This window comes from Streptomyces sp. NPDC006552 (assembly GCF_040611655.1).
Taxonomy (GTDB): Bacteria; Actinomycetota; Actinomycetes; order Streptomycetales; family Streptomycetaceae; genus Streptomyces.
The window spans coordinates 13,977-40,835 of sequence record NZ_JBEXOS010000002.1 but is presented as its reverse complement, the minus strand read 5'-3'; the positions used below and the strand labels follow the sequence as shown (position 1 = coordinate 40,835).

The 26,859-nt window shown below is 69.9% G+C and carries 25 protein-coding genes, 1 tRNA gene and 2 pseudogenes; 13 read left to right on the top strand and 15 right to left on the bottom strand.

The annotated features are described in order from the left end of the window. The first annotated feature begins 116 nt into the window (after positions 1–116). The 3 genes from ABZY33_RS01420 to ABZY33_RS01410 are packed head-to-tail and all read left to right on the top strand — an operon-like array spanning position 117 to position 1,365. Complete coding sequence (locus tag ABZY33_RS01420) at positions 117–965, top strand: helix-turn-helix transcriptional regulator (RefSeq protein ID WP_356489383.1); 849 nt, start codon at positions 117–119, stop codon at positions 963–965. Next, entirely contained in the window at positions 962–1,162 is a 201-nt protein-coding gene (locus ABZY33_RS01415) for a DUF397 domain-containing protein (protein ID WP_356489382.1), read from the top strand. The genes ABZY33_RS01420 and ABZY33_RS01415 overlap by 4 nt, the downstream gene beginning before the upstream one ends. Continuing rightward, entirely contained in the window at positions 1,159–1,365 is a 207-nt protein-coding gene (locus tag ABZY33_RS01410; protein ID WP_356489381.1) for a DUF397 domain-containing protein, read from the top strand. The genes ABZY33_RS01415 and ABZY33_RS01410 overlap by 4 nt, the downstream gene beginning before the upstream one ends. On the opposite strand, the gene ABZY33_RS01405 is transcribed toward ABZY33_RS01410, so the two are convergent. Beyond that, positions 1,332–1,850: a GNAT family N-acetyltransferase gene (locus tag ABZY33_RS01405; protein WP_356489380.1), complete on the bottom strand. Its 519-nt coding sequence runs from the start codon at positions 1,848–1,850 to the stop codon at positions 1,332–1,334. The two genes, ABZY33_RS01410 and ABZY33_RS01405, sit on opposite strands and share 34 nt — an antisense overlap. 143 nt (positions 1,851–1,993) lie before the next feature. Here ABZY33_RS01405 and ABZY33_RS01400 point away from each other — a divergent pair, with 143 nt between their 5' ends. After that, a complete protein-coding gene (locus tag ABZY33_RS01400; protein ID WP_356489379.1) occupies positions 1,994–3,793 on the top strand; it encodes a DUF2207 domain-containing protein in 1,800 nt (599 codons plus the stop codon). Between the two features lie 76 nt (positions 3,794–3,869). Here the strand turns inward: ABZY33_RS01400 and ABZY33_RS01395 are convergent, their stop codons facing one another. The 4 genes from ABZY33_RS01395 to dnaK are packed head-to-tail and all read right to left on the bottom strand — an operon-like array spanning position 3,870 to position 8,106. Beyond that, a complete protein-coding gene (locus ABZY33_RS01395; RefSeq protein WP_356489378.1) occupies positions 3,870–4,319 on the bottom strand; it encodes a helix-turn-helix domain-containing protein in 450 nt (149 codons plus the stop codon). Positions 4,320–4,324: 5 nt separating this feature from the next. Beyond that, a complete protein-coding gene (dnaJ, locus tag ABZY33_RS01390) occupies positions 4,325–5,515 on the bottom strand; it encodes a molecular chaperone DnaJ (RefSeq protein WP_356489377.1) in 1,191 nt (396 codons plus the stop codon). A gap of 48 nt (positions 5,516–5,563) precedes the next feature. Next, positions 5,564–6,244, bottom strand: coding sequence for a nucleotide exchange factor GrpE (gene grpE / locus ABZY33_RS01385; RefSeq protein WP_356489376.1), 681 nt, complete (start codon positions 6,242–6,244; stop codon positions 5,564–5,566). Continuing rightward, positions 6,244–8,106: a molecular chaperone DnaK gene (gene dnaK / locus ABZY33_RS01380; RefSeq protein WP_356489375.1), complete on the bottom strand. Its 1,863-nt coding sequence runs from the start codon at positions 8,104–8,106 to the stop codon at positions 6,244–6,246. The genes grpE and dnaK overlap by 1 nt, the downstream gene beginning before the upstream one ends. Positions 8,107–8,331: 225 nt before the next feature. On the opposite strand from dnaK, the gene ABZY33_RS01375 reads away from it, so the two are divergent. Further along, positions 8,332–9,096, top strand: a complete 765-nt coding sequence (locus ABZY33_RS01375; protein WP_356489564.1) for a glycosyltransferase — start codon at positions 8,332–8,334, stop codon at positions 9,094–9,096. A gap of 11 nt (positions 9,097–9,107) precedes the next feature. Here the strand turns inward: ABZY33_RS01375 and ABZY33_RS01370 are convergent, their stop codons facing one another. The 3 genes from ABZY33_RS01370 to ABZY33_RS01360 form a co-directional block, all read right to left on the bottom strand. After that, positions 9,108–10,232, bottom strand: coding sequence for a glycosyltransferase family 4 protein (locus ABZY33_RS01370; protein ID WP_356489374.1), 1,125 nt, complete (start codon positions 10,230–10,232; stop codon positions 9,108–9,110). Continuing rightward, on the bottom strand, positions 10,229–10,645 hold the full coding sequence (locus tag ABZY33_RS01365; protein WP_356489373.1) for a hypothetical protein: 417 nt from the start codon (positions 10,643–10,645) through the stop codon (positions 10,229–10,231). The genes ABZY33_RS01370 and ABZY33_RS01365 overlap by 4 nt, the downstream gene beginning before the upstream one ends. Positions 10,646–10,719: 74 nt before the next feature. Then, entirely contained in the window at positions 10,720–11,781 is a 1,062-nt protein-coding gene (locus tag ABZY33_RS01360; protein WP_356489372.1) for an MraY family glycosyltransferase, read from the bottom strand. A gap of 344 nt (positions 11,782–12,125) precedes the next feature. Between ABZY33_RS01360 and ABZY33_RS01355 the strand changes: the two genes are divergently transcribed. Both ABZY33_RS01355 and ABZY33_RS01350 read left to right on the top strand, forming a co-directional pair. Beyond that, complete coding sequence (locus tag ABZY33_RS01355; protein ID WP_356489371.1) at positions 12,126–14,414, top strand: (Fe-S)-binding protein; 2,289 nt, start codon at positions 12,126–12,128, stop codon at positions 14,412–14,414. Positions 14,415–14,592: 178 nt separating this feature from the next. Further along, on the top strand, positions 14,593–15,444 hold the full coding sequence (locus ABZY33_RS01350) for a Yip1 family protein (RefSeq protein WP_356489370.1): 852 nt from the start codon (positions 14,593–14,595) through the stop codon (positions 15,442–15,444). Positions 15,445–15,545: 101 nt separating this feature from the next. On the opposite strand, the gene ABZY33_RS01345 is transcribed toward ABZY33_RS01350, so the two are convergent. After that, a complete protein-coding gene (locus ABZY33_RS01345; protein WP_356489369.1) occupies positions 15,546–17,093 on the bottom strand; it encodes an FG-GAP-like repeat-containing protein in 1,548 nt (515 codons plus the stop codon). Between the two features lie 217 nt (positions 17,094–17,310). Here ABZY33_RS01345 and ABZY33_RS01340 point away from each other — a divergent pair, with 217 nt between their 5' ends. The 3 genes and pseudogenes from ABZY33_RS01340 (at position 17,311) to ABZY33_RS01330 (ending at position 19,991) form a co-directional block, all read left to right on the top strand. Then, positions 17,311–18,747: a recombinase family protein gene (locus ABZY33_RS01340; protein WP_356489368.1), complete on the top strand. Its 1,437-nt coding sequence runs from the start codon at positions 17,311–17,313 to the stop codon at positions 18,745–18,747. A gap of 103 nt (positions 18,748–18,850) precedes the next feature. Next, positions 18,851–19,315 (top strand): annotated as a pseudogene (locus ABZY33_RS01335) (UTRA domain-containing protein); the annotation flags it as partial. Next, a pseudogene (locus ABZY33_RS01330) lies at positions 19,312–19,991 on the top strand (YdcF family protein). The pseudogenes ABZY33_RS01335 and ABZY33_RS01330, both read left to right, overlap by 4 nt. Here the strand turns inward: ABZY33_RS01330 and ABZY33_RS01325 are convergent. From ABZY33_RS01325 to dcd, 4 genes are all read right to left on the bottom strand, one after another. Next, positions 19,967–20,533, bottom strand: coding sequence for a nuclease-related domain-containing protein (locus ABZY33_RS01325; RefSeq protein WP_356489367.1), 567 nt, complete (start codon positions 20,531–20,533; stop codon positions 19,967–19,969). The pseudogene ABZY33_RS01330 and the gene ABZY33_RS01325 overlap by 25 nt on opposite strands. An 871-nt stretch (positions 20,534–21,404) precedes the next feature. Then, positions 21,405–21,962, bottom strand: coding sequence for a hypothetical protein (locus ABZY33_RS01320; RefSeq protein WP_356489366.1), 558 nt, complete (start codon positions 21,960–21,962; stop codon positions 21,405–21,407). A gap of 79 nt (positions 21,963–22,041) precedes the next feature. Continuing rightward, complete coding sequence (locus ABZY33_RS01315; RefSeq protein ID WP_356489563.1) at positions 22,042–22,551, bottom strand: phosphoribosyltransferase; 510 nt, start codon at positions 22,549–22,551, stop codon at positions 22,042–22,044. An 11-nt stretch (positions 22,552–22,562) separates the two neighbouring features. Beyond that, positions 22,563–23,138 carry a dCTP deaminase gene (gene dcd, locus ABZY33_RS01310; protein ID WP_356489365.1) on the bottom strand — a complete coding sequence of 192 codons (576 nt, stop codon included), beginning with the start codon at positions 23,136–23,138 and terminating at the stop codon, positions 22,563–22,565. Positions 23,139–23,650: 512 nt separating this feature from the next. Here dcd and ABZY33_RS01305 point away from each other — a divergent pair. After that, positions 23,651–23,724: transfer RNA gene (locus tag ABZY33_RS01305), tRNA-Gly, on the top strand. A 212-nt stretch (positions 23,725–23,936) separates the two neighbouring features. On the opposite strand, the gene ABZY33_RS01300 is transcribed toward ABZY33_RS01305, so the two are convergent. Both ABZY33_RS01300 and ABZY33_RS01295 read right to left on the bottom strand, forming a co-directional pair. After that, positions 23,937–24,335 (bottom strand): PIN domain-containing protein, encoded by a 399-nt coding sequence (locus tag ABZY33_RS01300; RefSeq protein ID WP_356489364.1) that lies wholly within the window; start codon positions 24,333–24,335, stop codon positions 23,937–23,939. Next, positions 24,332–24,613, bottom strand: coding sequence for a hypothetical protein (locus ABZY33_RS01295; RefSeq protein ID WP_356489363.1), 282 nt, complete (start codon positions 24,611–24,613; stop codon positions 24,332–24,334). Before ABZY33_RS01295 ends, ABZY33_RS01300 begins: the two co-directional genes overlap by 4 nt. A 416-nt stretch (positions 24,614–25,029) precedes the next feature. On the opposite strand from ABZY33_RS01295, the gene ABZY33_RS01290 reads away from it, so the two are divergent. Then, complete coding sequence (locus ABZY33_RS01290) at positions 25,030–25,329, top strand: hypothetical protein (protein WP_356489362.1); 300 nt, start codon at positions 25,030–25,032, stop codon at positions 25,327–25,329. Between the two features lie 279 nt (positions 25,330–25,608). Next, entirely contained in the window at positions 25,609–26,844 is a 1,236-nt protein-coding gene (locus ABZY33_RS01285) for a right-handed parallel beta-helix repeat-containing protein (protein WP_356489562.1), read from the top strand. Positions 26,845–26,859 lie beyond the last annotated feature (15 nt).

Here is a 26,859-nt window from a genome sequence, read left to right as displayed (position 1 = left end):
CGTACGGCGACTGTCCAGCGTTTGTCCAAGGCTGTACAGGCTGTCCACGGTGCGGCTGGGGTACGGACGTTGACGGTACGTGGCCGGGCAGCTGGACGGGTCGGAGGTGCGCACGGATGACCGAGGCGACGGAGGGTGACGGGTGGGAGGTCGACCCGGACGACGAACAGGGGGCGGCCGTCGTGGCCACGGCCGGGCGTCAGTTACGCAGTTGGCGCGAGGCGGCGGGGCTGCGCGTCCCCGAACTCGCGGAGGCGATGGGATACGGCGAGGGCATCGTCTACAAAGTGGAGGCGGGCAAGCGGATTCCCCGGCCCGAGTATCTGGAGCGGGCCGATGAGGTGCTCGGGGCGCGCGGGATCCTGGCGGGGTTGAGGGAGGACCTCAAGGAGGTCCGGTACCCGAAGAAGGTGCGGGATCTTGCGCGGATGGAGGCCCAGGCCGTAGAGCTGCTGGCTTACGGGGATCACAATTTCCACGGGTTGCTTCAGACACCGGAGTACGCCCGAGCGCTCTTCGAGATGCGGCTCCCCGCCTACGACCCCGACGAGATCGAACGGGCCGTCGCTGCCCGTGAGGCCAGGAAGGCCGTCTTCGAGCGCAGCCCGTCCCCCGCACTCAGCTTCGTACAGGAAGAGGTGACGCTGAGGCGGCCGCTCGGGGGCAGAATGGTGATGCGCCAACAACTCGAACACCTTGTTGCACTCGCGCAGAAACGGGCCGTGTCCATCCAGGTGATGCCGACAGCGAGTGAGGAACATGCCGGTATGCAAGGCGAGTTGCAGGTGCTGAAGTTCAAGGACGGTACGGCTGTGGGACGCTCCGAGGGCGCGTTCAACGGGCGGCCGGTCACAGAGCCCAAACAGCTCCGCGTGCTGGAACTGCGGTATGGCATGATCCGGGCCCAGGCTCTCACGCCGGGGGAGTCGCTGGCCTTCATCGAGCAAGTGCTGGGAGAGACATGATCCGCAAGACCTCCGCCGGGGACTCGTCCGAACTGGCCTGGTTCAAGAGCAGCTACAGCAGCAACAGCAGCGAGGCCGACTGCGTAGAGGTCGCCCACACCCCCGCCGCCACCCACCTCCGCGACTCCAAGAACCCCAGCGGACCCCAGCTCACCGTGACCGGCACAGCCTGGACGGACTTCCTGGAGACTCTATGAGCACCCAAGAGCTGGCCTGGTTCAAGAGCAGCTACAGCAGCAGTAGCAGCGAGGCGGACTGCGTAGAAGTCGCCCACACCCCCGCCGCCACCCACCTCCGCGACTCCAAGAACCCCCACGGACCCCGCGTCACCGTGACAGCCGCCACCTGGACGGAGTTCCTGGTCGGTCAGCCCTGGAACTCGGTCAAGTCGATGGCGTAGAGGCGGACCCCGTTCGTCTGGCCGGTCTGGGTCATGCCCAACTTCGCCAGGAGCTTCGGGGAGGACGTGTCGCCGTCCTGGACGGCCGCGACCACCCGGTCGATGCCGCGGTCCTGGAGGGCGAACTCCAGGGACGCCTGCGCGGCCTCCGAGGCGTACCCCTGGCCCCAGAACTGGCGGGCGAGCCGCCACTGGATGCCGATGTGGTCGGCGATCTGCGGCGGGGCGTCGGGGACGTAGAGGCCGACCGCGCCGGCCAGCTCGCCGGAGCCGAGGAGTTCGACGGCGAAGACGCCGAAGCCCTCGTCGTCCCACTCGTCCTCCCAGCGCTCGATGGACTCGGCGGTCTCGTCGAGGGAGAGCGGGGCGCCGTCGCCGATGTACTGCATCACGGCCGGGTCGGCCTGGAGGTCGGCGAGCGGCGCGAGGTCGTCATCGGGCGACCAGCGGCGCAGCAGGAGACGGGGGGTGCGGATCTCGGTCATGGGTCCATCTTCCGGTACGGATCAGGTGTGCCGTACAACCATGCGGGGTCCGCGGCGGTCATATGCGGCGTGACTGCACACATAACCGATCCCGCCGGCCCCGCCGCGACCCGCACCGCGCTGCTCTCCGGCCCCTCCCCGTGGTGAGCGTGAAGGCCGAGGGCTACGACAAGCAGGGCTCGCGGACCCGGCGCCGTAGGGTCCGCGGGCTGATCGGGCTGGTGCTCGCCCTGCTGGTGCTCGGCGGTGTCACCTGGTTCGCCGGGGCCGCGGGGAACACCGAGCGGGTCACCCGGATGTGGGTGAGCGCTCAGGTCGCCGCGGACGGCGGCGCCCGGATCACCGAAGTGATCGACTACGACTTCGGGCACCCGGCGGAGAGCCGGCACGGCATCTTCCGCGACATCCCCGGCCTGACCTACGACGTCGGCGACGAGGACGTCAGCGCCACGATGGACGGCGCCCCGGTCCCCTACGAACTGTCGTACGGCGAGACGACGGAGCGGAGCATCAGGATCGGCGACGCCGGTCGCACGGTCGACGGCCCGCACCGCTACCGGATCAGCTACCCGCTCCCGGACGTCGTCAAGAAGGGCAGGCTCGCCTGGGACGCGGTCGGTGCGGGCTGGAAGGTCGACCTGCACGACGTGGAAGTCCATGTCACTGCCGCCGCGCCGTGGTCCGGTGCACGGTGTGTGCGGGGCCGGACCGGATCGGCGCAGAGCTGCGGGGCCGAGCGGTCCGGGGTGGCGCAGCCGACCCCCGGTCAGCTCACCGCCCGCGTCGGGAAGCTCGCGCCCGGCAACGGAGTCACGCTGTACGGCGCCGCCGGCACTGGGTCCGCGCATGACGCCGTCCAGGCGGCCCGCCCCACCCCGCCCGCGGGCGCGCGGCCCGACGCCGGACCGGGCCCCGACCCCCTGCGGACGGCCCTGTGGGTGACCGGGATCGCGCTGGCCTGCTGCCTGGCGACCGTGGGCGCGCTGCGGCTGCTCGGCCGGGACCGGCGCCCCGCCGCCCTGGCGCAGCCGGCCGAGGGGACGCCCCCCGAGGGGCTGACCCCGGCGCAGGGCGGCATCCTGCTCACCGAACGCGTCGAGCCGCGCCACAAGGTCGCATGGCTGCTCGACACGGCGAACCGCGGGCACCTCAGCATCACGGGCACCGGCCAACTCCCGACGCTGCGCCGCACACCCGGGGGCGACCCGGACGAAGACACCGCGGCGGTGCTCGACGACATGTTCGCGGGCGGCCGCGTGTGGTTCACCCTGGGGACGTACGACACGTACTTCCGGTCGGCCTGGCAGTCGCTCGGCATCCGGCTCACCGCCTGGCAGCGGACCAGCGACCTCTGGGACCCGGCCGGTCAGCGGCGCGTCACCGTGGCCGTCGGCACCGGGCTGATCGGCACGCTGCTCGGTGTCGTGGCCGCCCTCACCGGCGCCGTGCTCATCGGCCATCTGAACGCGGCGGGCCGGCCCGTCGCGGCCGTCGGCGCGGTGCTCATGGGGGCGGGCCCGGCGCTGTGCGTCCGCGCCTGGGAGCTGAAGCGGCGCACCGCCCGCGGCGCGGCGCTGCTGGCCCAGGTGGAGGCGTTGCAGCACTGGCTCGCCACCGCGTCCCCGCGCTCCGTCGACGACACCGACCGGCTGGAGCAGCTCACGGCGTGGGCCGTGGCGCTGGGCGTGGCGCAGCGCTGGGAGCGGAGCATCGCCGCCGCGACGACCCCGCCCGCCACCGGCGCCCGCCGCCCGACCACCCTCACCCAGCTCGGCCCGGCGCTCGCGGTGGGCCTCCTGGTCGCCACGGCACGGACCGCCAACGCCCCGGCCGCCACGTCCGCCAGTGGATCCGGTGGATCCGGTGGCTTCTCGGGCGGCGGAGGCAGTTCGGACAGCGGGGTCGGCGGCGGCACCGGCGGAGGCGGCGGCGGGTCCTGGTGACCCCGCACGCGGCGGACGCGGACAGGTGAAGGGGCCCGGAGTTCACGAACTCCGGGCCCCTTCACCTGTGTCCAGGTCAGTCCTGCGGCCGCTTGGGCCGCCACACCACCAGCGCGCCGGCCTGCTTGACCTCCTGGTACGGGACCAGGTCACGGCGGTACGAGGCGTGCACCGCCGCTTCACGCTGCTGCATGGCGGCCGCGGCGCCGTCCAAGGCGGCGGAGAGCTCCGCCACCCGGGACTGGAGCGCCGCCACCTGGTTCTCCAGCTCGATGATGCGCTTGATGCCGGCGAGGTTGATCCCCTCGTCCTGCGACAACTGCTGCACGGTGCGCAGCAGTTCGATGTCGCGGGCCGAGTAGCGGCGGCCACGGCCCGCCGTGCGGCCCGGGGAGACCAGGCCGAGGCGGTCGTACTGCCGCAGGGTCTGCGGATGGAGGCCGGAGAGCTGTGCCGCCACCGAGATGACGTACACCGGGGTCTCCTCGGTGAGTTCGTACGGGTTCATGCGACGCCGGCCGTCCATCTCGCTCAAGCTCCCTTCGCGGCCTGAAACAGTTCTGCCCGCACATCGGTGTCCTCAGTCGCCTTGCGCAGCGACTCCAGGGCCGACCGGGCCTCGTCGGAAAGGTCCTCCTCCTTGGGGACGGCCACCTCGACCGTGACCAGGAGGTCGCCACGCGTGCCGTCCTTGCGGACGGCGCCCTTGCCGCGGGCCCGCATCGTCCGCCCGTTCGGCGTGCCCGGCGGCAGCTTCAGGGTGACGGCGGGACCGCCGAGCGTGGGCACCTTGACCTCGCCGCCGAGCGTCGCCTCGGTGAACGTGACGGGCACGGTCACCGTGAGGTTGTCGCCCTTGCGGCCGAAGACGGGGTGCGCGGCGACGTGGACGACCACGTACAGATCGCCCGCCGGGCCGCCCCGCTCACCGGGGCCGCCCTTGCCGCGCAGCCGGATGCGCTGCCCGTCCGCGACCCCGGCCGGGATACGGACCTGCATGGTGCGCGAGGACTTGGCGCGGCCCGAGCCCTTGCAGACCTCGCAGGGGGTCTCGGCGATGAGGCCGCGCCCCTTGCAGTCCACGCAGGGGTCGGTGAGGGAGAAGCCGCCACCGCCACCCCGCGAGACCTGCCCGGTGCCGACGCAGGTCGGGCAGACGCGCGGTGTGCCGTTCTTGTCGCCGGTGCCCGAGCACGCCTTGCAGGGCGCCTGGGAGGACATGCGCAGCGGAACCGTCGCGCCGTCCACCGCCTCGGTGAAGCTGAGCGACACCTCGGACTCGATGTCCTGGCCGCGGCGCGGCTGGGTACGGGTGCCCGCGCCCGCGCCGCCCCGGTTGAACAGGCCGCCGAAGACATCGCCGATGCCGCCGCCGAACCCGCCCGAGCCGCCCTGGCCCTGGGCGCCGCCTCCGAAGAGGTCGCCCAGGTCGAAGTTGAACGTGCCGCCGCCGGCGCCGCCGGGTCCCGGACGGAACCCTCCGTTGCCGAAGAGGGCGCGTGCCTCGTCGTACTCCTTGCGCTTCTTGGGGTCCCCCAGGACGTCGTTCGCCTCGGAGATCTCCTTGAAGCGCTCCTCCGCCTTCTCGTTGCCCTTGTTGGCGTCCGGGTGGTTCTCCCGGGCGAGCTTGCGGTACGCCTTCTTGACCTCGGCGTCGGTGGCGTCCTTGGGGACGCCGAGGACCTTGTAGTAGTCCTTCTCGATGAAGTCCTTGGTGCTCATCGGCCTCGACGTCCCTCCTCACTCACTTCGGTTGTCCTGCGGATGACGTCAGCCCTCGTCCGGGCCACCGCTCTCCTTCTCCGCGTCCGCCTCGGAGGCGTCCGCCGCGTCGGACGTGCCGGCCTGCGCGCCCGGCTGCGGCTCGGCCACGGCCACCCGCGCGGGGCGGATGGTGCGCTCGCCGATCCGGTAACCCGGCTGCAGGATCGCCACACAGGTCGTCTCGGTGACGTCCGGCGCGTAGCTGTGCATCAGGGCCTCGTGGACCGTCGGGTCGAAGGGCTCGCCCTCCTTGCCGAACTGCTGGAGGCCCAGCTTGGCCGCGGCCGTCTCCAGCGACTCCGCGACGGACTTGAAGCCGCCGACGAGTTCGCCGTGCTCACGGGCCCGGCCGACGTCGTCGAGGACGGGCAGCAGCTCGGTCAGGAGGTTCGCGACCGCGATCTCCTTGACCTGCACCCGGTCCCGCTCCACGCGGCGCCGGTAGTTCTGGTACTCGGCCTGCAGGCGCTGGAGGTCCGCGGTGCGCTCACTGAGCGCGGCGCGTGCCTGGTCCAGCTGGGCGGTCACACCCGCGTCCTGCTCCGCCTTGCTCGCGTCCCCGGCCGGGGCCGCCGGGCCCTCCTGGGTGGAGGGCTCGGGGGCCTTCGGCGCGGCGTCGTCGGCGCCGGAGGGGACGTCAGGCTGCTCGGCGTTCTCGCCGCCCAGGCCCGGGGTCTCCTCCGTCATCAGGCGGCGCCACCCTTCTGGTCCTTCTCGTCGTCGACGATCTCGGCGTCGACGACGTCGTCGTCCTTGGACATGTTCGGACCCGCGGCGCCCTCGGCGCCCGGGGCCGCGCCCTCGGCGCCTGCGGCCTGCGCGTCCGCGTACATGGCCTGGCCCAGCTTCTGGGAGACCGCGGCGACCTTCTCGGTGGCGGTGCGGATCTCGGCCGTGTCCTCGCCCTTGAGCTTCTCCTTCAGCTCGCCGACGGCTTCCTCGACCTCGGTCTTCACGTCACCGGGGACCTTCTCCGCGTTGTCCGCGAGGAACTTCTCCGTCTGGTAGACGAGCTGCTCGCCCTGGTTGCGCGACTCGGCGGCCTCGCGGCGGGCGTGGTCCTCCTCGGCGTACTTCTCGGCCTCTTCGCGCATCCGGTTGACCTCGTCCTTCGGCAGCGAGGAGCCACCGGTGACGGTCATCTTCTGCTCCTTGCCCGTGCCGAGGTCCTTCGCGGTCACGTGCATGATGCCGTTGGCGTCGATGTCGAAGGCGACCTCGATCTGCGGGACACCGCGCGGGGCCGGCGGCAGACCGGTCAGCTCGAACATCCCGAGCTTCTTGTTGTACGCCGCGATCTCGCGCTCGCCCTGGTAGACCTGGATCTGCACCGACGGCTGGTTGTCCTCGGCCGTCGTGAAGATCTCCGAGCGCTTGGTCGGGATCGTGGTGTTGCGCTCGATGAGCTTCGTCATGATGCCGCCCTTGGTCTCGATGCCCAGGGACAGCGGGGTGACGTCGAGCAGCAGGACGTCCTTGACCTCGCCCTTGAGGACACCGGCCTGGAGCGCGGCGCCGATGGCGACGACCTCGTCCGGGTTCACGCCCTTGTTCGCCTCGTTGCCGCCCGTCAGCTCCTTGACGAGCTCGGCGACGGCCGGCATACGGGTCGAGCCACCGACGAGAACGACGTGGTCGATCTCGGAGAGCTGGATGCCCGCGTCCTTGATGACGTTGTGGAACGGCGTCTTGCAGCGCTCCAGGAGGTCGGACGTGAGCTGCTGGAACTGGGCGCGGGTGAGCTTCTCGTCCAGGTGCAGCGGGCCCTCGGCGGAGGCCGTGATGTAGGGCAGGTTGATCGTGGTCTCGGTCGAGGACGAGAGCTCGATCTTGGCCTTCTCGGCCGCCTCGCGCAGGCGCTGGAGCGCCATCTTGTCCTTGGCGAGGTCCACGCCGTGGCCGTTGTTGAACTGCTTGACCAGGTAGTCGACGACGCGCTGGTCCCAGTCGTCACCACCGAGGTGGTTGTCGCCGTTCGTGGCCTTCACCTCGACGACGCCGTCGCCGATCTCCAGGAGGGACACGTCGAAGGTGCCGCCACCGAGGTCGAAGACGAGGATCGTCTGGTCGTCCTTGTCGAGGCCGTACGCGAGAGCGGCGGCCGTCGGCTCGTTCACGATGCGCAGGACGTTCAGGCCCGCGATCTCGCCGGCCTCCTTCGTCGCCTGACGCTCCGAGTCGTTGAAGTACGCCGGGACGGTGATGACCGCGTCCGTGACCTTCTCGCCGAGGTACGACTCCGCGTCCCGCTTCAGCTTCTGCAGGATGAACGCGGAGATCTGCTGCGGGTTGAAGTCCTTGCCATCCAGGTCGATCTTCCAGTCAGTGCCCATGTGGCGCTTGACGGAGCGGATGGTCCGGTCCACGTTCGTGACCGCCTGGCGCTTGGCGACCTCGCCGACGAGCACCTCACCGTTCTTGGCGAAGGCGACGACGGACGGCGTGGTCCTGGCGCCCTCGGCGTTGGTGATGACGGTGGGCTCGCCGCCTTCGAGAACGCTGACGACGGAGTTAGTCGTGCCCAGGTCGATGCCGACCGCACGTGCCATTTCGATTCCTCCAGCTGATACTTGAGTGGAACTGACTCAAGACTGCAACATCACCCCCCTCCGCGTCAACAGACATGAGTCGAACTCGCTCAACTTTTATCCTGCGCTTATGAGCAGACTCCCGCCGCACCAGCCCTGACCAGCACTTTTACCGAGACGCCAACGGATCGCACACCGTGAGGAGCCTCCGTGGAACTGCCCCGGGTCGCCGTCGTCGCCGTCCTGATGACCACCCACAACCGCCGCGACACGACCCTCGCGGCCCTCGACGCCCTCGCCGCGCAGCGCTCGCTGCCGGCCGGTACCCGCGTACGGGTGCATCTGGTCGACGCGGGTTCCACGGACGGCACCGCCGAAACGGTGCGCCGCGCCCACCCCGGCGTCCAGGTGACGGTCGTCGGCGCGGACGTCCACTGGGGCGAGGGGATGCGGCTCGCCAGCCGCAACAGCCGGGCGGCCGGTCGCGCGGAGCCCACGCACCAACTGTGGCTCGACGACGGCGTCCTGCTCGCCCCGGACGCGCTCGCCCAGCTCCTGGACGTGTCGGCCGCCCTGGACGAGGAGGCCGTCGTCGTGGGCGCCGTCCGGTACGAGGGCGCCACCGTCCACTCGGGCCGCCGCCACGGCCGCGCGCTCGCCCTGGTCGAACCGGACGGCCTCCCCGAGCCCTGCGACACGTACGACGGCGACGTTGTCCTGCTGCCCTGGGGCGTACGGGAGCGGGTCGGCGACATCGACAAGGTCTTCCGGCACGGCATGGGCGACTACGACCACGGCTTCCGCGCCCGGCGCGCGGGCGTCGCCGCCTACGTCGCCCCGCGCCACGTCGGCGACCGCCACCTCGCCCACCGCCCGGCGCCCGAGCTGCCGGTATGGCAGTGGTGGGTCTACTGCTGGCGGCACACCGGTGTCCGGGCCCCCGTCCTGATGGTCGCTCCCTACGTGGTGACCGTCGTGCGCGCCGTCACGGCGGGGCGGGCAGCGCCCTGAGCCGCAGCGCCCTAGGTCAGCGAGGTGTAGAGCTGCTCCATGCGCTCCACCCACACCTGCTCCCCGTACCGCTTCGCGCAGACCCCGCGGCAGTGGGCGCGCAGGGTCGGGAAGAGGCGCGCGGCCGCGTCGAGCGCCGGCGCCAGCGGGGCGTCCCACGCGGCGACCGTGCCGGTGCCGTCGGCCCGCACGGCACGCGGCGCCGCCGACCCCTCGAAGGCGAGCACGGGCAGCCCCGCCGCCAGCGCCTGCGGATACACGGCGGGCACCGCGCCCGCGGCCCAGGGGCCGGGGTGGACGAGCCCGCGGCAGGCGGGCAGCAGGCGGCGCAGCGCGGGCCGCCCGAGCGCGCCGAGGAACCGGACCGACGCGGGCGCGGCCGCCCGGCAGGCGTGCTCCAGCGGGCCCGTGCCCACCACGTCGAGCCGCCGACCCGCGGGCCAGTGGCGCAGCAGGCCGAGGACGTTCTCCTCCGGCGCGAGCCGCGCGACGACCACGAAGGCGTCGCCGCCCATGCTCACCACGTCGTCCGCCACGGGCACGAAGTGCGGCACCACGGTGAGCCGCTCCGCTGGCAGCCCGGCCCGCTCGTACGTCTCCCGGCTCAGGTCGGAGAGCACGATCACGCGGTCGGCCCGCCGCAGCAGCGGATCGCGCCGCACCCCGCCGCGGGCCGCCGCCCACGCGCGCGGGAGCGTCGCCAGGCGCGCGCCCAGGTGCGGGGCGTGCCACAGCCCGGTCCGCCGCTCCCCGTCGACGCACGGGCACGGCGCGCCGTCCGCAGACGGGGCGGCCGCGCCGCACAGCGGCCGGTGGTCGTGCAGGGTCGTCACGAGCGGCCGGGTCCACTCCGCGGTCCAGGAGCGGCCGGCGCCGGACGGCAGGTCGTGGACGTGCACCACGTCCGGCGCGAAGGCGCGCAGCGCGGGCAGCGGGTCGCGGCCGTGCCCGCTGACGGGGGTGACGGCGCGCCGGGCGGCGGGCCGGGCCGGGTGGCGCGGGCCGTCGGCGCGGGTGGTGACGAGGCGGACCTCGTGGCCCGCGCGGCCCAGGGCCGCGGCCTGGTCGAGGACGGCCTCGTCCGCGGCGCCGCTCGCGTCCGGGCCCGAAAAGTGGTGGACCAGCGCGACCCTCACGCGAACACCGCCTCGTGGGCGACACCGGTCCGTACGAGTGCCAGGTCGCCGCCGAACTCCCCCGCCCCGGCGAGGACCTGGGGCAGCTCGGGCCCGGAGTCGACCTGGAGCAGCACCCGCTCGCCGGGCGCGACGACCTCCTCCCAGACCCCGTCCAGGCGCCGCACCCAGGCGCGGTCCCGGTCGCCGAGCGCGTACGGCAGCACGTGCCAGCCCCGGTCGCGGGCGGCGGCCCGGCGCACTCCGGCCCGGGGCCCGCCGAACGGCTCGAAGGAGACGATCCGGCCCCGGTAGCCGCGCCGCCGCAGCGCCCGCCCGAAGGCGCCGTCCTGGCCGCCGGAGTCCAGCACCAGGTCGATCTCGAAGTGGGCGAGTTGCCGTGCCAGCTCCCGCATCCGGCCGAGACCCGTCATCCGTCTGCTCCTTCGCGTGGGGGTGTACGTGTACACCGGCGTGTCCCTCAGTACGTGTACGGGCGCCGCCGCCCTCACAGCTCGGCCCGCATCAGCTCCGCCGCCTGTGCCCGGGCCGCCCGCGGCCGCCCGCGCCCCGCCGGGACCGGCACCCGCACCAGCAGCGCCACCGAGACCAGCGCGGCCCCGGCCAGCCACCACGCGGCCGGGGCGCCGACGGTGCCGCGGTGCAGCAGCACCCCGGTGGCCGTGCCCAGCGCGCTCGCCGCGCCGAGCACCACCGCGACGCCGGGCGGGGTGAGCCCGAGGCGGCGCAGCCGGTGCCCGAGGTGGTCGGGGCCGCGGCGCAGCACCCCGCGCCCCGCGAGCCGCCGCGCCAGCACCACCAGCGCCGCGTCGGTGCTCACCACGACGGTCAGGGCGAACAGGGCGGCGGGCGTGGCGGCCGTCGCGGGCCCGGTGGTGAGGATCAGGGCCGCGCCCGCCAGCAGGAACCCGGTGAGCAGCGCGCCGCAGCTGCCGGCCCGGATGCGCGCCGGATACCAGTTGTGCGCCAGGAAGCCGGTGAGGGAGGCGGCGAGCAGGCCGAGGACGACGGCGAGCGAGCCGGCCCGCTGCGCCCCGGCACAGACGCACAGGCCGAGCGCGGTGACGGTGCCGACGACGCCGAGCGCCCCGTCGAAGGCGTCCAGGAGCGCGAAGGCGTTCGTCACGAAGACGATCCACAGCACGGCCGCCGCGCCCGCCACCAGGCCGAGCTGGGTGCCGTGCACCACCACGCTGGCGGCGGCCGCCTGCACGACGACGCGGGCCCGCACCCCGCGCGGGCGCAGGTCGTCGAGGAACCCCAGGAGGGCGACGGCGCCCGCGGCGAGCAGCAGCGGGCCGGCGGCGGTGTCCGGCGCGACGCGCCCGGTGGCGATGCCCGCCCCGAGCACGACGGCGAGGGTCCCGGCCACCGCGGCCCCGCCGAGCCGCGGCACGGCCCGGGTCCGCGCCGGGCGCGCGCCGCGCCGCCGGTCGCCGGGGGCCGCCAGGCGCAGAGCGGCGGTCAGGGAGAGGGAGAGCAGCAGGGCGGTCGCCGCGGCGGCGGTCCCGTACAGCATGGTCAGGCCCGGGCCGGGGGGACCGGACACGGCGCGGCTGCGGTCATCGTGGGGCCCCTCGGTGGGTCGCGGCGTCCCAGGGACGCCGGGCGGTGGCGGGGTGGCACCGGCGGGCGCGCCCGTCCGGAGCCCTCCACAAGCTAATCCGTAATGTCCGCATATGGGGTGAATAACACGATCGGCTTTGCCGGCGGCCGCGCGGACCCGGGAGACCGGCGGCCCGGCGAGGGTGCCCTCAGCGACGCAGATCACGACCCGGGCGACTACATTGCGATCGCGTAAGTGGGTAGTCTCAGACGGACTGCATAAGTTACCGCTTAGTAATCACTGGTACGTCAACGACGAGACCACCTCGCAGGCCCGAGGAGCCCTCAATGCAACTCGCCGCGATCATCGTGTCGCTGGTTCTGATCGTGGTCGGCACGGCCCTGTTCGCCCGCGCCGTCCTGCAGATCTACAACTTCATGCGGCTCGGCCAGAACGTGCCCGCGGGCACCCGCACCGACGAGCCCGTACAGCGCACCGTCACCGTGGCCAAGGAATTCCTCGGCCACACCCGGATGAACCGCTGGGGCATCATCGGTGTCGCGCACTGGTTCGTGGCGGTGGGCTTCTTCACGCTGCTGCTGACGATCGTCAACGCCATCGGCCAGCTCTTCAAGGCCGACTGGCTGCTGCCGGTCCTCGGCGACTGGGCGCCCTACAACGTCTTCGTCGAGTTCATCGGCACCATGACGGTGCTCGGCATCCTCGTCCTGATCGTGGTCCGCCAGCTGAGCAAGCCGAACAAGCCGGGCCGCAAGTCCCGCTTCGCCGGCTCCAACTTCGGCCAGGCGTACTTCGTCGAGGCCGTCATCCTCGTCGTCGGCGTCTGCATCTTCATGCTGCACGCCCTCGAAGGCGCCCAGCACCACGTCGACTCGTACGAGTCCTCGTTCTTCATCTCCTACCCGGTGGTGAACTGGCTGGAGGGCATGGACCTCTCCACCCTCCAGACCCTCACCTACTTCTTCGCCGGGCTGAAGATCGCGACCTCCTTCATCTGGATGATCACGGTCGCCCTCAAGACCGACATGGGCGTGGCCTGGCACCGCTTCCTGGCCTTCCCGAACATCTGGTTCAAGCGCAAGGCCGACGGCGCCACGTCGCTGGGCGCGCTGCTGCCGATGACCTCCCAGGGCGAGGCGATCGACTGGGAGGACCCGGCCGAGGACGCCGTCTTCGGCGTCTCCCAGGTCGAGCAGTTCTCCTGGAAGGGCCTGCTCGACTTCTCCACCTGCACCGAGTGCGGCCGCTGCCAGTCGCAGTGCCCCGCCTGGAACACCGGCAAGCCGCTCTCCCCCAAGCTCCTGATCATGTCGCTGCGCGACCACGCGCACGCCAAGGCGCCCTACCTGCTCGCCGGTGGCGGCAAGACCATGGAGGGCGAGGAGAAGGCCACCGAGGAGCAGCTCAAGGACGTGCCCGCCGCCGCCCTCGCGGAAGCCGAGCGCCCGCTGATCGGCACCCTCGAAGAGAACGGCGTCATCGACCCGGACGTCCTGTGGTCCTGCACCACCTGCGGCGCCTGCGTCGAGCAGTGCCCGGTCGACATCGAGCACATCGACCACATCGTCGACATGCGCCGCTACCAGGTGATGATCGAGTCCGCGTTCCCGTCCGAGGCGGGCACGATGCTCAAGAACCTGGAGAAGAAGGGCAACCCCTGGGGCCTGGCGAAGAAGCAGCGCCTGGAGTGGCTCAAGGAACTCGACTTCGAGGTGCCGGTCGTCGGCAAGGACATCGAGGACCTCACCGAGATCGAGTACCTCTACTGGGTCGGCTGCGCCGGCGCCCTGGAGGACCGCGCCAAGAAGACCACCAAGGCCTTCGCCGAGCTGCTGAACATCGCGGGCGTGAAGTTCGCGATCATGGGCGGCGACGAGAAGTGCACCGGTGACTCCGCCCGCCGCCTGGGCAACGAGCCGCTCTTCCAGCAGCTCGGCCAGGAGAACGTCATGGCCCTGAACATGGCCTTCGGCGAGGAGTACGACGACGACGGCAAGGTCACCGCCGAGTCGAAGAAGCCGAAGACGGTCAAGAAGATCGTCGCCACCTGCCCGCACTGCCTCAACACGATCGGCAACGAGTACCCGCAGCTCGGCGGCGACTACGAGGTCATCCACCACACGCAGTTGCTCCAGCACCTCGTCGACGAGGGCAAGCTCGTCCCCGTCACGCCGGTCGAGGGCCTCATCACCTACCACGACCCGTGCTACCTGGGCCGCCACAACAAGATCTACTCCCCGCCACGCGAGATCATCTCCAGCGTCCCCGGTCTGCGCAACGAGGAGATGCACCGCCACAAGGAGCGCGGCTTCTGCTGCGGCGCCGGCGGCGCCCGCATGTGGATGGAGGAGCGGATCGGCAAGCGCATCAACAACGAGCGCGTCGACGAGGCCCTCTCGCTCAACCCGGACATCGTCTCCACCGCCTGCCCGTTCTGCCTCGTCATGCTGACCGACTCGGTCAACGGCAAGAAGAACGACGGCAAGGCCAAGGAGTCCGTCCAGGTCGTCGACGTGGCCCAGCTGCTGCTCGACTCGGTGAAGACCCCCTCCGACCCGCCGCCCGCGGGTGAGCCGGAGCCGACGGACGCGCCGGAACCGGAACCGGCCAAGTAGCCGGATCCCGTACGCCGTTGAGGGCACCCCGCCTGTGCGGGGTGCCCTCTTCGCTGCCCGGGCGAGCCGAGCGCCCGCCCCCTACGGGTCCCCTAGGGGATGTCACAGCTCAGACGCAAAGCCGCACCGAGGCCCTCGGGCCCGGCACACGTCCCGGGAAACCAGGTACGTTCGACGTGTGGCTGGATTCAGGAACGGACGCGGCCGGGACAACCGCGAAGCGCCGCAGGGGCAACCGCAGCACCACGGGGCCCGGCAGTGGCCCCAGGGCGGCAACGGGCACGGTGAGCCGGAGTACTTCGGCGACCCCGGCACGCCCCGGCCCCCGCAGGGCGGCTACGACCCGTACGCGGCGAACAACCCGGGCCACACCCAGGCGTTCTCCGTGCACGACGACCCCTACCCCCAGGGCCAGGGCGCCCCGTACGGCCAGGACGCCTACACCCAGGGCGCCACGTACCAGGCGGGCTCGGCGCCCGGCCCGGTCGGCCCGCGCCTGCACTGGAAGCAGTTGCTCAGCGGCGTGATCCTGCGCCCCGCCCCCACCTACCTCCAGATGCGCGACTACGCGATGTGGGCCCCGGCCCTCATCGTCACGTTCCTCTACGGCCTGCTGGCGGTCTTCGGTTTCGACGGCGCCCGCGAGGACGTGATCAACGCCACGCTCGGCACGGCGATCCCTTACGTCCTGTTCACCGGCGTCGCCATCACGATCAGCTTCTTCGTGCTCGGCGTGGTCACCCACACCCTGGCCCGCCAGCTCCAGGGCGACGGCGCCTGGCAGCCCACGGTCGGCATGTCGATGCTGATCGCCGCCCTCACCGACACCCCCCGCCTGATCGTCGGCATGTTCCTCGGCGGCGACGAGAGCTTCGTCCAGCTGCTCGGCTGGGTGACCTGGCTGGGCGCCGGCGCGCTGCTCACCACGATGGTGGCCAAGTCGCACGACCTGCCGTGGCCCAAGGCGCTCGCGGCGAGCGCGATCCAGCTGATCGCGCTGCTGTCGATCATCAAGCTCGGCACGTTCTGAGCGAGCCGGCCGCCGGTGCGGGGCCGGCCCCTTGACCGGGCCCGACCCTTGACCGGGCCGGCCCCTCGCCCGGGTCGGCCCCGGGCAAGGGAGAGCGCCCGCTACTGCTTCCCGTACACGAGGTCTTTCAGCGGCCGGGAGTTGTTCAGCGCGGCCCCGAACTGCGGGTACCCCACCGGGTCCATCTCGGCTTCCTTGCCGCGCAGCCGGACCACGCCGGGCACCTCAGCGCTCACCTTCTGCCCGTCCGAGGGCAGCACGGTCACCGAACCGTCGCCGTTGTCGTCCCACAGGGCACCGACCGCCACGTCCGCCCGGTGATCCCCGTTCAGGTCGTTCATCAGCACGTTCGAGCCGAACGCCGCCCCGGAACGCCATGCACCGGGAACACCCGGGCTGGCCTGGTGGAAGTACTGCACACGGTCGGTGGTGTCGGCGCCCTCCGCGCTGCCGTACAGCAGCGTGACCGAACCCGCCCGGTAGTACATCTGGCCGTCGGCGCCCCGGAAGTCCTCCTGCTGGGCGCCGATCGCCAGATCCGCTCTGCCGTCACCGTCGATGTCCCCGAGCGCGACGGAACTGCCGAACTTGTCCCAGTCCTCCGAGTCGCCGGGTATGTTCCCCGACTCCTCGGTGAGGGTCTGCGTACGCGCCGAAACACCTTTGGCGGAACCGTAGTTGATGACGACCCGGCCGCCGATCGGACCGTCCGCCGTGGTCCGGCCCCAGAAGGCACCGATGGCGATGTCACCGAAACCGTCACCGTCGATGTCGCCGACGGCCGCGCTCTCCCCGCCGCCGAGCCGCTTGCTGCCGACCGCGGTCAGCCCGCTCGCCGAACCCGGCAGGTAGTAGTTGGTGTTGTTATGGACGCCCGCCGCGTCCGCCTTGTCGCTCAGCCCGTCCACGACCAGGTCCGTACGACCGTCCTTGTTGACGTCGCCCGCGGTGAGACCCAGAATTCCCGCGTCCGTGGCACCGCGCAGCGGCAGGGCACGCGAACCCGTCGCGCCCGGCCTGCCGTCCTTGCCGACACCGCCTGTGAAGATGTCCAGGGTGCCGGAGGAGGACCCGGCCACCAGGTCGGTCTTCCCGTCCCCGTCGAAGTCACCGGCGGCGAGCGCCACACCGAAGTGATCGTGCCGGGTCGGCGCGGGATCCGCGAGAACCGTGCCCTTGCCGAGCCCCTCCGGGGAGCCCCACAGGATCTGCACCTCGCCGTTGTCCTTGTCACCCGGCACGTCTTCGCGCGGCGCGCCGACCGCGAGGTCCGCGAACCCGTCCCCGTCGAAGTCACCGGCGGCGGTCGCCGCACCGAACAGGTCGTACGCCTCGGCGCTGCCGGGCCCGTCGGCCTTGTCCTGGTCCACGTAGGTGTGGCGGGCGGGGGTCACCCCGTCGGCCCCGGCGTAGTAGGCGACGACGGACCCGGCACCGTTGATCCCGTCGCTGCCCTTGCCGAAGACCTTGCCGCCGACGCGGGTCCCCGGCGCACCGACGGCCAGGTCGGCCCGCCCGTCACCATTGAAGTCACTCGGGACACCGGACCCGGCCGCGACCGCCGCCCCTGGGGCCACGACCAGCAGCCCTCCCGCCACGGCGGCGACGACGGATGCGGCCAGTGCGGCGCGGCGATATCTGCGTTTCACGGCGGTTCTCCTGGTGTTCGTGTTGCGGACAACAACACCGGCAAGACCCGCGAAGGCCGACGATGGTTGCCCCCTGAACCCAGGAGACGCGCGCGGGTCTACGCGTCCAGGACCTGCCCGGCCCGCTTCACGACGGGCTTGTTCACGCTTAGGCTGACTTGACCGTATGAGAGTAGTAGTCTCCTCACACTGAGTTGCATGGGGAGGCCCGGTCATCGTGGCGCGCAAAGTGGGGATCTACACCCGAATCTCTCGGGACGACGAGGGCGAAGCGCTTGGCGTGGCCCGCCAGCAACAGGACTGCGAGCGTCTTGCCGACCTTCGGTCCTGGCAGGCTGTGAAGGTCTACGCGGACAACGACGTCTCAGCGTTCAAGCGGAATGTCGTGCGCGACGAGTTCGAGCTGATGCTGAACGATCTCCGGGCTGGCCTTATCGACGGCATTGTCGCGTACGACCTTGACCGGCTCGCTCGCCAGCCGCGGGACCTCGAACGGCTCATCGAAATCTACGACCAACGGCCCAAGTCGGAGTTCGCCACGGTCACGAACGACGTGAACCTGGGAACGCCCGACGGCCGGACGATGGCCCGCGTCATGGTGGCGTTCGCCGACAAGTCGTCTCACGACGCGTCCCGGCGCATCAAGCGCAAGCATCTGGAATTGGCCCAGCAGGGCAAGGACAGCGGCGGACCCGCTCCGTACGGATGGCAGAAGGACGACCGCACCAAGGTCGACCCTGTTGCCGCGAAGGCCATCAAGGAGGCCCAACAGGAGATCCTGGCCGGCGTCCGCGTCGGCACGATCCGCACGCGATGGTGGGAACAGGGCCTCGGCAACCCGCGCGCCGGCACCAAACGCATGGCACACCACCACGTAGAACACATCCTGACCAACCCCCGGCTGGTTGGCTACCGGACCTATCACGGCGAGATTCTGACCGGCGACAACGGCGAGCCCATCAAGGGCGAGTGGGAGCCGATCAACACACTTGCCGAGTGGGAGGCGGTACGCGCAGCCGTCGCGGAGCGAAAGTTGCAGCAGCGGCCGGGGCAGAACCGGGGCCGCAAGTACCTGCTCTCTGGGATCGCGCGATGCGGGCTATGCAAGACCAAGATCCGAGGCCAGGTCAACCAGAAATGGAAGCCTGAATCCAAGGCATCGCGGTTCTCGTACCAGTGCTCAGTCGTCAACGGCGGGTGCGGCAAGGTGGGGCGGGTGGGCGATCCCGTGGACAAGCTGATCGCGGAACTCGTACTTGAAGAACAGCGGGACAAGGCGGCAGCGCGCGGGGTGCCCGTCGAGCAACAGTGGCTCGGAGAGGGCGAGTTGGCAGCAGTTCAGGCCGACATTGCCCAGCTCCTTGAAGCGGAGAAGTCGAAGCAAATCACCGTTTCCACGCTGCTTCAGCTCCTTCCCTCCAAGGAGAAGGAGCGCGACGAACTCAAGTTGGCGCGGGCCCGCTTCTATAAGGACCAGAAGCAGGCGGAGGCCCAGGAAGCGGTTAGCGATCTGTCGTTGGCCGAGTTCTTCGACCTCCCCGTGGAGCGCCAGCAGGAGATCGTGTTGCACAGCCTGTCGGCGGTAATGATTCACCCAGCAGGGCGCGGCCGGCGCGTCTTCGATCCGGCGCTGATCGAACCGGTCTGGCGGTAGCTCTACGAACGTCCGTGGAGCAGGCGAGCGCGACGAACCCACTCCTCATCCCGAGCCGGCGCGCGACGCAGATGCTTCTTCAACCACTCCTGCCGCGACATGGACTCAGACGGTCAGTCTCATTGAGGCCCCGCCCCCCGTCGCCGCCGCACACGGACTCCCTGAAGGAGCAGAGGTCTACGCGCGTGCTCGGCTCGTGAAGGAAGGCGAGCCGCCGACCCACTCCCTGACCAGCTACTACCGGCACGAACATGTCGAGGGCACGCGGCTTGTGGACCCGACTCCGGGCCCGGCCGGGCGTGGGGATGGCTTTCGGGTGCTGTTCGACGCCGGGTACGAGATCGACCACATGAAGGAGGAGATCTTCGCGCGTGCTCCCTCTGCCGATGAAGTGAAGACCCTCCAGCTTCCCCCAGGCGAACCCGTCGTCGAACTGCACCGAACGACCTTCACTGCCTCTGGCACAGTGGTTGAGTCCGCCATCGGCGTGCACGCGGCTTCGCGCTTCGCCTGGAAGTACGACTTCAAGGTTCCGGACTCAGCGCAGACCGAGAAGGGACAGGGATGATCTCGACGCAGGCATGGGCCGACACGCGTCGCCTGTGGGACTACCACCAGATGGGCCACGTCCTGAAACCGTGCTCAGTCGCGATCGGCCTAGGAGTCACGACTTGGGCGTGGCGGACACGGCGGTAGACCTGTACAGGCGCGGCCTCACCCCCCTGCTTGTGTTCACGGGAGCCACCAGTCCCACTACGCGCGAACGCATGCCGCGGGGAGAGGCGGTCCATTACCGCGAGCGGGCCATCGAACTCGGCGTTCCCGGTTCGGCGGTGCTCGTGGAACCTGAGGCGCGCAACACTGGCGAAAACATTCGCTTCTCCAGGGCCGTGCTGGAAGGAGCCGGAGTTGACGTTTCCCCCGTGCTCCTGATCACCAAGCCGTACGAGGAGCGGCGGGCTTACGCGACGGCGCGAAAGCTATGGCCCGACGTCGAGATCGTCAGCGCGTCTACGCCGATGACGCTCGACAAGTACGTCGACTCCATCGGGGACGCCCGTCTTGTGATCGACATGCTTGTCGGAGCCCTGCAGAGACTCCTGATCTACCCGGAGCAGACATTCATGGTCGCTCAGCAAGTACCTGACGACGTGATCGCCGCATACGAACGGCTCTGCCAAGAAGGCTTTACCGGCCGGCTGGTGAGGAACGAGCAGGGTCAGGCTCTGAGCCAGACACGTTGATGACGCGCCACCGCGTACACCTGCTCCACCTGGTCCGGTTCGAGGACTCCGTGGAGCGGACCGAGCGCTGACACCTCGCGCTCTTGGTAGACGCGCACGACGTGTTGCGTCGCCTCACGGTCAAGCGCCGCGATATCGACGAATACCAAGACCGGCTCGACAATGATCGAGAAATCACAATGCCGCTCCAGCACCCTGCGCACGTAGGAAGCCTCTGCCTTACTCGCAGCCACGTAGGGGTACGGCTGACCTCTGTTGATCTTCGCCATGGTGTCGCCGACCCAGACTGACGCGCCCGGGTGGGTCTTGGTGTTGAGGCTGAAGACTCCGCCGGGGCCGATCAACAGGTGATCAATGTCCCCACCGTTGCTCTTGGCGATCCCATGCAGGACTCGCCAGCCGAACGTAGTGAGGCGTTCCAGTTCTCGACCAACGCGACGCTCCCCCTCCAGGCCGGTGTACCAACTGTCCCACTCAGAGGGGCGCCGCAGGAGCTTTGCCCGAAGCCGCTCCACAGTTGAGGGGCCGCGCTCTGCGATCATCCCAAGGAGACGTGAGCCCGGCCGATTGCGTGCCAGATCCTCTCCAGGGCTGAGGGACGGTAGGGGTGGGGGCTTACTGCCGACGAGAGGGGGTCGGGGGCGGGGAGATTCCTCAGAGATCGACGGACGCGGCACGGACGATTTCCCTGGAGTCTGGACGACTGTGATGCCGGGGCCGAGGTGTTGCCGGAGCAGTTCGAGCGCTTCTTCCTGGTACCTCGGGACCATGATCGTTACAGCCTTCGTGGCGCGATCCGCCCAGGCAACCGCAGTTCTGTCTGGAAGGTTCACGTAGAGCCGGTCCCGCCCGTGCCGCTTCCACGAACTTACCGATAAGCCGTTCACCGCTCGCCCCCCTGACGCGTGCCGTCTCCACATATGCCACCAGCCGAGGGCCACGCCGACAAGACCGCAAGTCGGTGAGAGCTGTTACGAGTTTCTCTACCTCATCAAGTCGGTGAGAGCTGTTACGAGTGGCTCCGCTGGGGCTGCCGCTCCTGCCTTCGGCCCGCTGCGCCCCGCTGCGCCGACGCCCGCCCTTGCGGGGGCGGGCCCATGGCATGAGTCGATCACCCGACGAACGCGGCCCACGGTCGCAGATAATGCCTCCGGCGGAGGATCGGCCGACTCCGGGATGGAGGGGGCGCCGTTTTCGGCCGCGGGCACATCGTGGCGAGCGTGGGGAGGCTCCCATCCCGTCCGCCGTCGACCCAGGCAGAGCCGAGCAGACGCGGCCCATGGCGTCCAGGTCGTTCGTACAGTGGCGCGCTCCACCTGGACGCCATGAACCACGCCCGCTCCACATGCGTGTGGGTCGACGGCGGACGGGATGGGGAGCGAGGTTGGTAGTGGGTTGAGGAGGACGGGTCACCTACCGGCCCGTGGATCTCTCATTCGCCGAATCAGCATTCTCACGATCGCTGGACATAGCGCCTGCGAGCTCTGAAATCTGGCCATGTGCCATCGAAGCGTGACGAGCCGCCCGGCTCAAAATTTGCCGAATGCGGAAAAGGGGAACCGCCATAACCCAGAGGAACCCCAGCAATAGCACAAGCGCGCAATACTTAGCAATTTCCGGACTTTCATCACCCTCCGGTTGAGCAAGCCATCTCAGCGAAAGCGATTCAACGGAGAGGAGGGAGAGGCAGAAAGCCACCCAAACAATAGTCTGCACCAACGCGAAGGCGGTAACGTCAAAATTAGGGTACCGAGCAAGAAGTTCCCTATATTCCTCATCGCTTACCGGGGCCGAATCACCCTGCTCCCGCCTCCTCTTCAGAATCGCGATAGCACGGGCCGACCACTCTTCGTAACTAGTCGCTCCCTGTTTAATGCGACGGCGGAGCTGTTCTATTTCGACAACACCGAGAAGCAAGATCACGGGCGCACCCGCAGCTACGGTCGCAGCGAAGGACTCAGTCATCTGCATGGCACACAGCCTGCCGCTCGCCGGTAACGTCGCTGGTCTCTTCACCCAACCGTGATCTTGCCCATTACGGCATCACAGCTCAGACGGCTTCCTTGTTCTCCTTGGCCGCCTCGCCCGACCTATGTACCGGAGGCAAGACACTCCACGGGAAGTTGATCCAGTCATCGGTGCGCTTCCACACGTACTCGCACTTCACGAGCGAGTGGGACTTCTCATAGATGACCGCGGAGCGGACCTCGGCCACGGTGTCGAGGCAGAAGTCGTGCACGAGCTTGAGCGTCTTGCCCGTGTCGGCGACGTCGTCGGTGATGAGCACCTTCTTGTCGCTGAAGTCGATCGCGTTCGGGACGGGGGCCAGCATGACCGGCATCTCCAGCGTCGTCCCCACCCCGGTGTAGAACTCGACGTTCACCAGGTGGATGTTCTTGCAGTCGAGCGCGTACGCGAGCCCTCCGGCCACGAACACGCCACCGCGCGCGATGCTCAGCACGACGTCCGGCTCGTAGCCGTCGTCGGCGATGGTCTGGGCCAGTTCGCGCACGGCGCCGCCGAACGCCTCGTACGTAAGGTTCTCGCGCACGTTGCTCATGTCGCTGCTGCTCACACCTGGGTCCGATGGAAATTGAGGAAGGAACGGGAGGCGGTGGGACCGCGCTGCCCTTGGTAACGCGACCCGTAGCGCTCGCTGCCGTACGGGAACTCGGCGGGCGACGACAGCTGGAACATGCACAGCTGCCCGATCTTCATGCCCGGCCAGAGCTTGATCGGCAGGGTCGCGAGGTTCGACAGCTCAAGGGTGACGTGTCCGCTGAAGCCGGGGTCGATGAACCCGGCGGTGGAGTGGGTCACAAGCCCGAGCCGCCCGAGCGAGCTCTTGCCCTCCAGGCGCGAGGCGAGATCCTCGGGGAGCGAGATGACCTCGTACGTGGAGGCGAGCACGAACTCGCCCGGGTGCAGGATGAACGGCTCGTCACCCTCGGGCTCCACGAGCCGCGTCAGGTCGGCCTGCTCGACGCTCGGGTCGATGTGGGGGTACTTGTGGTTCTCGAACACCCGGAAGTAGCGGTCGAGACGTACGTCGATGCTCGACGGCTGCACCATGGATTCGTCATAGGGATCGATCCGGACCCGGCCGGCGTCGATCTCGGCCCGGATGTCCTTGTCTGAGAGAAGCACGTAGCGAGGATACGCAGAGCGCGCGGACCCGCCACAATCGGCGGTCCCGCGCGCTCTGCGCCTGCTGGTGTCCCTACTGCTTACCAGGTCCCACGGGAACGGCATGCCGCAGTCGCGCACAGCGCGGGCACCGGATGAGCCGGCCGGGACCGAGCCGGTCCGCCTTCTGCATCGGGAACGAAGCGGTGCTGAACACATGCCCTTCGGCGCATCGGACGACGGTGCGCTCCATCTGGTCCATCAAAGTCCCGGAGTCCCTTCCCCACGAGCCATGTGGCCAGTTTCCTGGCCGACGACGAAAGCCACGTTACGGGATGAAAGGGACGGCACTCCAGGCGGCACTCCGACCCTGGACACCCCTCTCGCGGTCCCCCGCACCGTACGCCTCAACTCCCTTCACCCGCAGTGACATCCAGGCCCCGCAACGCAGCCGGGCCCCGGGGCGTGAGCGCCCGGGGCCCGGTATGAGGTAGAGTGACGGCCAGTACATCGCCCTTCGGGGGACGTGCTGTGCGGGTGTAGTTTAGTGGTAGAACATCAGCTTCCCAAGCTGAGAGTGCGAGTTCGATTCTCGTCACCCGCTCCACAATCATCACCGAGGCTCAGGTCGGCGACCTGGGCCTTTTTGCTGTGCGCTTCCGCTCGGTGGCGGCGTGACACCTCCGTGCCATCTGCCCGCTCGTCCGGTACCGCGCCCGAATCGGGCCCCAGGCATGGCACGCGAAGGGCCAGTGGTCCCGCCCCTTGCGGGCCCAGGGCCGGCCCGTACCGCGAGCGTCGCTCACAAACTGCCGCTGCTCAGACCTTCTCCGCGCTGACGCGACGGTGCTCGGCGGTGAGTAGTTCGATGTCTTCCACGTCCGAAGTCAGGATCGTCACCCGGCCGGGATGCTGGAGGGCAGTCGCGCACAGCATGGCGTCGATGGCGTACTTGTGGCCGTGCAGTCCCGCTGTACGCAGCAATGCGCCGGCGGAGTGCGCGACGGCCTGGGTCACCGGCTCGACACTCAGGCGGGACAGGGTCCATCGCAGAGCGACGTCGTTGATCTTCGGATGGATCACCTCGACCAGCACGGCAGTTGAGGTGAGCACCGGCAGGTCCGCGTCACGGGCCGCCGTCAGCCACTCGTGGATCTCCCGGTCACGCTGCACGGCTTTTGCCAGGCCCTCGCTGTCCAGGACGAGGACACCGCTCACGCGGCCACCTCGGCGTTCGGGGCGCCGCCGGTCAGCCGAGCGCGCTTGGCTGCCACGGCTGCCGGGTCGGCCGGGCCGTGCACCTCGTCGAAGTCCGCGACCAGCTCGTCGAGGTTGTCGCGCTCGATCTGGCGCTGGGCCGCCTTCTCCAGGTAGGCCGAGACGCCTCGCTTGCCTACCCGCTCACGAATCGCCTGTAGCGTCCCGGCGGTCAGGGTGACGGAAATACCGCTGGTGGGGCCGTCGCCCGGCGAGAAGTCAACGTCGTCATCAGCCATACGTCGAGTATGGCATTGGATATGGCATTACACGCGGCAAGTGTACGGACCGCTGGGCGGACAGCGAGGGGATCCCGGGAGTGCGGGGTGCTTGCTGTCCAGGTCCCTTCGGTGCGGAAATCGGTGAGTCTGCTGCGCCGCCCCCGTCGCCCTAACTCCGCCCGGCACCGGGTGCCAGAGCTGTCGACGGGGCCGACGAACGCACCGATCAGGGCCTACGGAACTGGTACGCGCAGGTGCTCGGCGAGAAGGCGGCGCCGCTGGGCGATGTGTCACTGCCCCCTGGACATCTCGTCCGGAACAGCGTCCGGCCGCGGCCTCTCCGCCGGCCCGCCCCGCTTCCCGGACCCGTTCGCTTGACGCCGGGCGATCGGCGTGAGGAGATCACTCTCACTGATCCACTGGGGGGCATTCCTGTGTCGTACGTGCGCGTGGCGGGGGACTTCGCCGAGTCGGCGGGTGAGCATCTGCAGCTCGCCCTCTTCACGGCGGGGTCCGCGGCACTGCTCATCTGGGTCGGGCTTCGCCAACGGCGCACCGGTCGGCGGCTGTTCGCCCCGACCGAGACGATGCGGACGGAGGATCGTCTGGTTCCCCCGGCGCCGGTGAGCCGTGGCCGGCGTGCTGCCGGGACCGCATGGATCGTGGTCGGCTCCGTCTTCGCGCTGCCCGCCGTGTTCAACCTCATCGCCGCGATCAACTCCCTGGTCGGCTGAGGTCACCGGAGCGTCCCCCCACGCCGCCGTCGCCGGAAGAGCCGGAAGAGCCGGAAGAGGGGGACTGGGACTCCGGCACGGCCTGACCGAGCCCCGGATGCCAGGCCCAGGCCGGCCACCCCCGCGTACTCCCTGCGGTCTCGCCACTCCGTGGGATCCGGGCCACGTTCACACATATGCCCGGTGTTCATATACATAGCCTACGGATTATGTACGTGAACCTTGACGCGTCCACGACGGACCTCCTACCGTCCAACCAGAGAGCGCTTTCTACCGGCAATCCCAAGCCATACGCGTCCCAGCACGCGCCCCACTCAGGGAGACCGAACCATGGACATGAGACCTCTCGTCGCCTCCGCCGGCCTGCTCGTCGGCACCCTCGCCGCCGTCGCCTCCGGCACCACCGCCCAGGCCGCCCCGCAGGCGCAGACAACCGTGTACGTGGCGCCGTCGGGGACCGACTCCGCCGCCGGGACCCTGGCCGCGCCGACCACGCTGGCCTCCGCGATCAGCCGCGTCGCCCCGGGCGGCACCATCTACCTGCGTGGCGGGACGTACGCGTACGGGCAGACCGTGACCGTGCCGGACGCCGCCGACGGGACCGCCGCCGCGCGCACCACGCTCACCGCCTACCAGGGCGAGAAGCCGGTCCTGAACTTCGCGGCGCAGAGCGAGAGTTCGAGCAACCGGGGGCTTCAGCTCTTCGCCTCGTACTGGCATGTCGCGGGCATCGTCGTGGAGCACGCCGGGGACAACGGGATCTACGTCGGCGGCAGCGGCAACGTCATCGAGCGCACCGTCACCCGCTACAACCGCGACACCGGGCTCCAGCTGGGCCGGATCGCCTCCAGCACGCCGAAGGCGCAGTGGCCCGCGAACAACCTGATCGTGAGCGCCGAGTCGCACGACAACGCCGACTCCGACGGTGAGGACGCCGACGGGTTCGCCGCGAAGCTCACCACCGGTACCGGGAACGTCTTCCGGTACGCCGTCTCGCACCACAACATCGACGACGGCTGGGATCTGTACACCAAGACCGATACGGGGGCGATCGGCCCGGTCACCGTCGAGGACTCGCTGTCGTACGGCAACGGCACCCTGTCCAACGGGACCGTGAACAAGAACGGTGACCGCAACGGCTACAAGCTCGGCGGCGACGACATCGCCGTCAACCACGTCGTGCGGCGCTCCATCGCCTTCGGCAACGGCCACCACGGGTTCACGTACAACTCCAACCCCGGATCCATGGCCATCTCGGACAACCTCAGCATCGACAACGCCGAACGCAACTTCTCGTTCGACAAGGGCACTTCGGTGTTCAAGGGCAACACCTCGTGCCGCTTCTCCGTCGACGGGTCCAACGACAAGACCGTGGGCAGCGCGGACAGTTCGAACCAGTTCTGGACGGGGAGCAACGGGTCGCGTTGCTCCTCCTACAGCGGCGCCCTGAAGTGGTCGTACGCCTCCGACGGCAGGCTCGTCGTGACGCTCGGCGGGAAGACCGTGTCGCTGTAGCGACGGCCCGGGTAC

Excerpts from the sequence above, each read along its gene's own strand:
- ABZY33_RS01375 (WP_356489564.1), top strand. The coding sequence starts at position 8,332 with ATGACCACCCACAACCGCCGCGACACGACCCTCGCGGCCCTCGACGCC.
- ABZY33_RS01325 (WP_356489367.1), bottom strand. The coding sequence starts at position 20,533 with ATGATCGCAGAGCGCGGCCCCTCAACTGTGGAGCGGCTTCGGGCAAAG.
- grpE (WP_356489376.1), bottom strand. The coding sequence starts at position 6,244 with ATGACGGAGGAGACCCCGGGCCTGGGCGGCGAGAACGCCGAGCAGCCT.
- ABZY33_RS01365 (WP_356489373.1), bottom strand. The coding sequence starts at position 10,645 with ATGACGGGTCTCGGCCGGATGCGGGAGCTGGCACGGCAACTCGCCCAC.
- ABZY33_RS01355 (WP_356489371.1), top strand. The coding sequence starts at position 12,126 with ATGCAACTCGCCGCGATCATCGTGTCGCTGGTTCTGATCGTGGTCGGC.
- ABZY33_RS01420 (WP_356489383.1), top strand. The coding sequence starts at position 117 with ATGACCGAGGCGACGGAGGGTGACGGGTGGGAGGTCGACCCGGACGAC.
- ABZY33_RS01415 (WP_356489382.1), top strand. The coding sequence starts at position 962 with ATGATCCGCAAGACCTCCGCCGGGGACTCGTCCGAACTGGCCTGGTTC.
- ABZY33_RS01315 (WP_356489563.1), bottom strand. The coding sequence starts at position 22,551 with ATGAGCAACGTGCGCGAGAACCTTACGTACGAGGCGTTCGGCGGCGCC.
- dnaK (WP_356489375.1), bottom strand. The coding sequence starts at position 8,106 with ATGGCACGTGCGGTCGGCATCGACCTGGGCACGACTAACTCCGTCGTC.
- ABZY33_RS01395 (WP_356489378.1), bottom strand. The coding sequence starts at position 4,319 with ATGGACGGCCGGCGTCGCATGAACCCGTACGAACTCACCGAGGAGACC.
- ABZY33_RS01410 (WP_356489381.1), top strand. The coding sequence starts at position 1,159 with ATGAGCACCCAAGAGCTGGCCTGGTTCAAGAGCAGCTACAGCAGCAGT.
- dnaJ (WP_356489377.1), bottom strand. The coding sequence starts at position 5,515 with ATGAGCACCAAGGACTTCATCGAGAAGGACTACTACAAGGTCCTCGGC.
- ABZY33_RS01405 (WP_356489380.1), bottom strand. The coding sequence starts at position 1,850 with ATGACCGAGATCCGCACCCCCCGTCTCCTGCTGCGCCGCTGGTCGCCC.
- ABZY33_RS01295 (WP_356489363.1), bottom strand. The coding sequence starts at position 24,613 with ATGGCTGATGACGACGTTGACTTCTCGCCGGGCGACGGCCCCACCAGC.
- ABZY33_RS01320 (WP_356489366.1), bottom strand. The coding sequence starts at position 21,962 with ATGCAGATGACTGAGTCCTTCGCTGCGACCGTAGCTGCGGGTGCGCCC.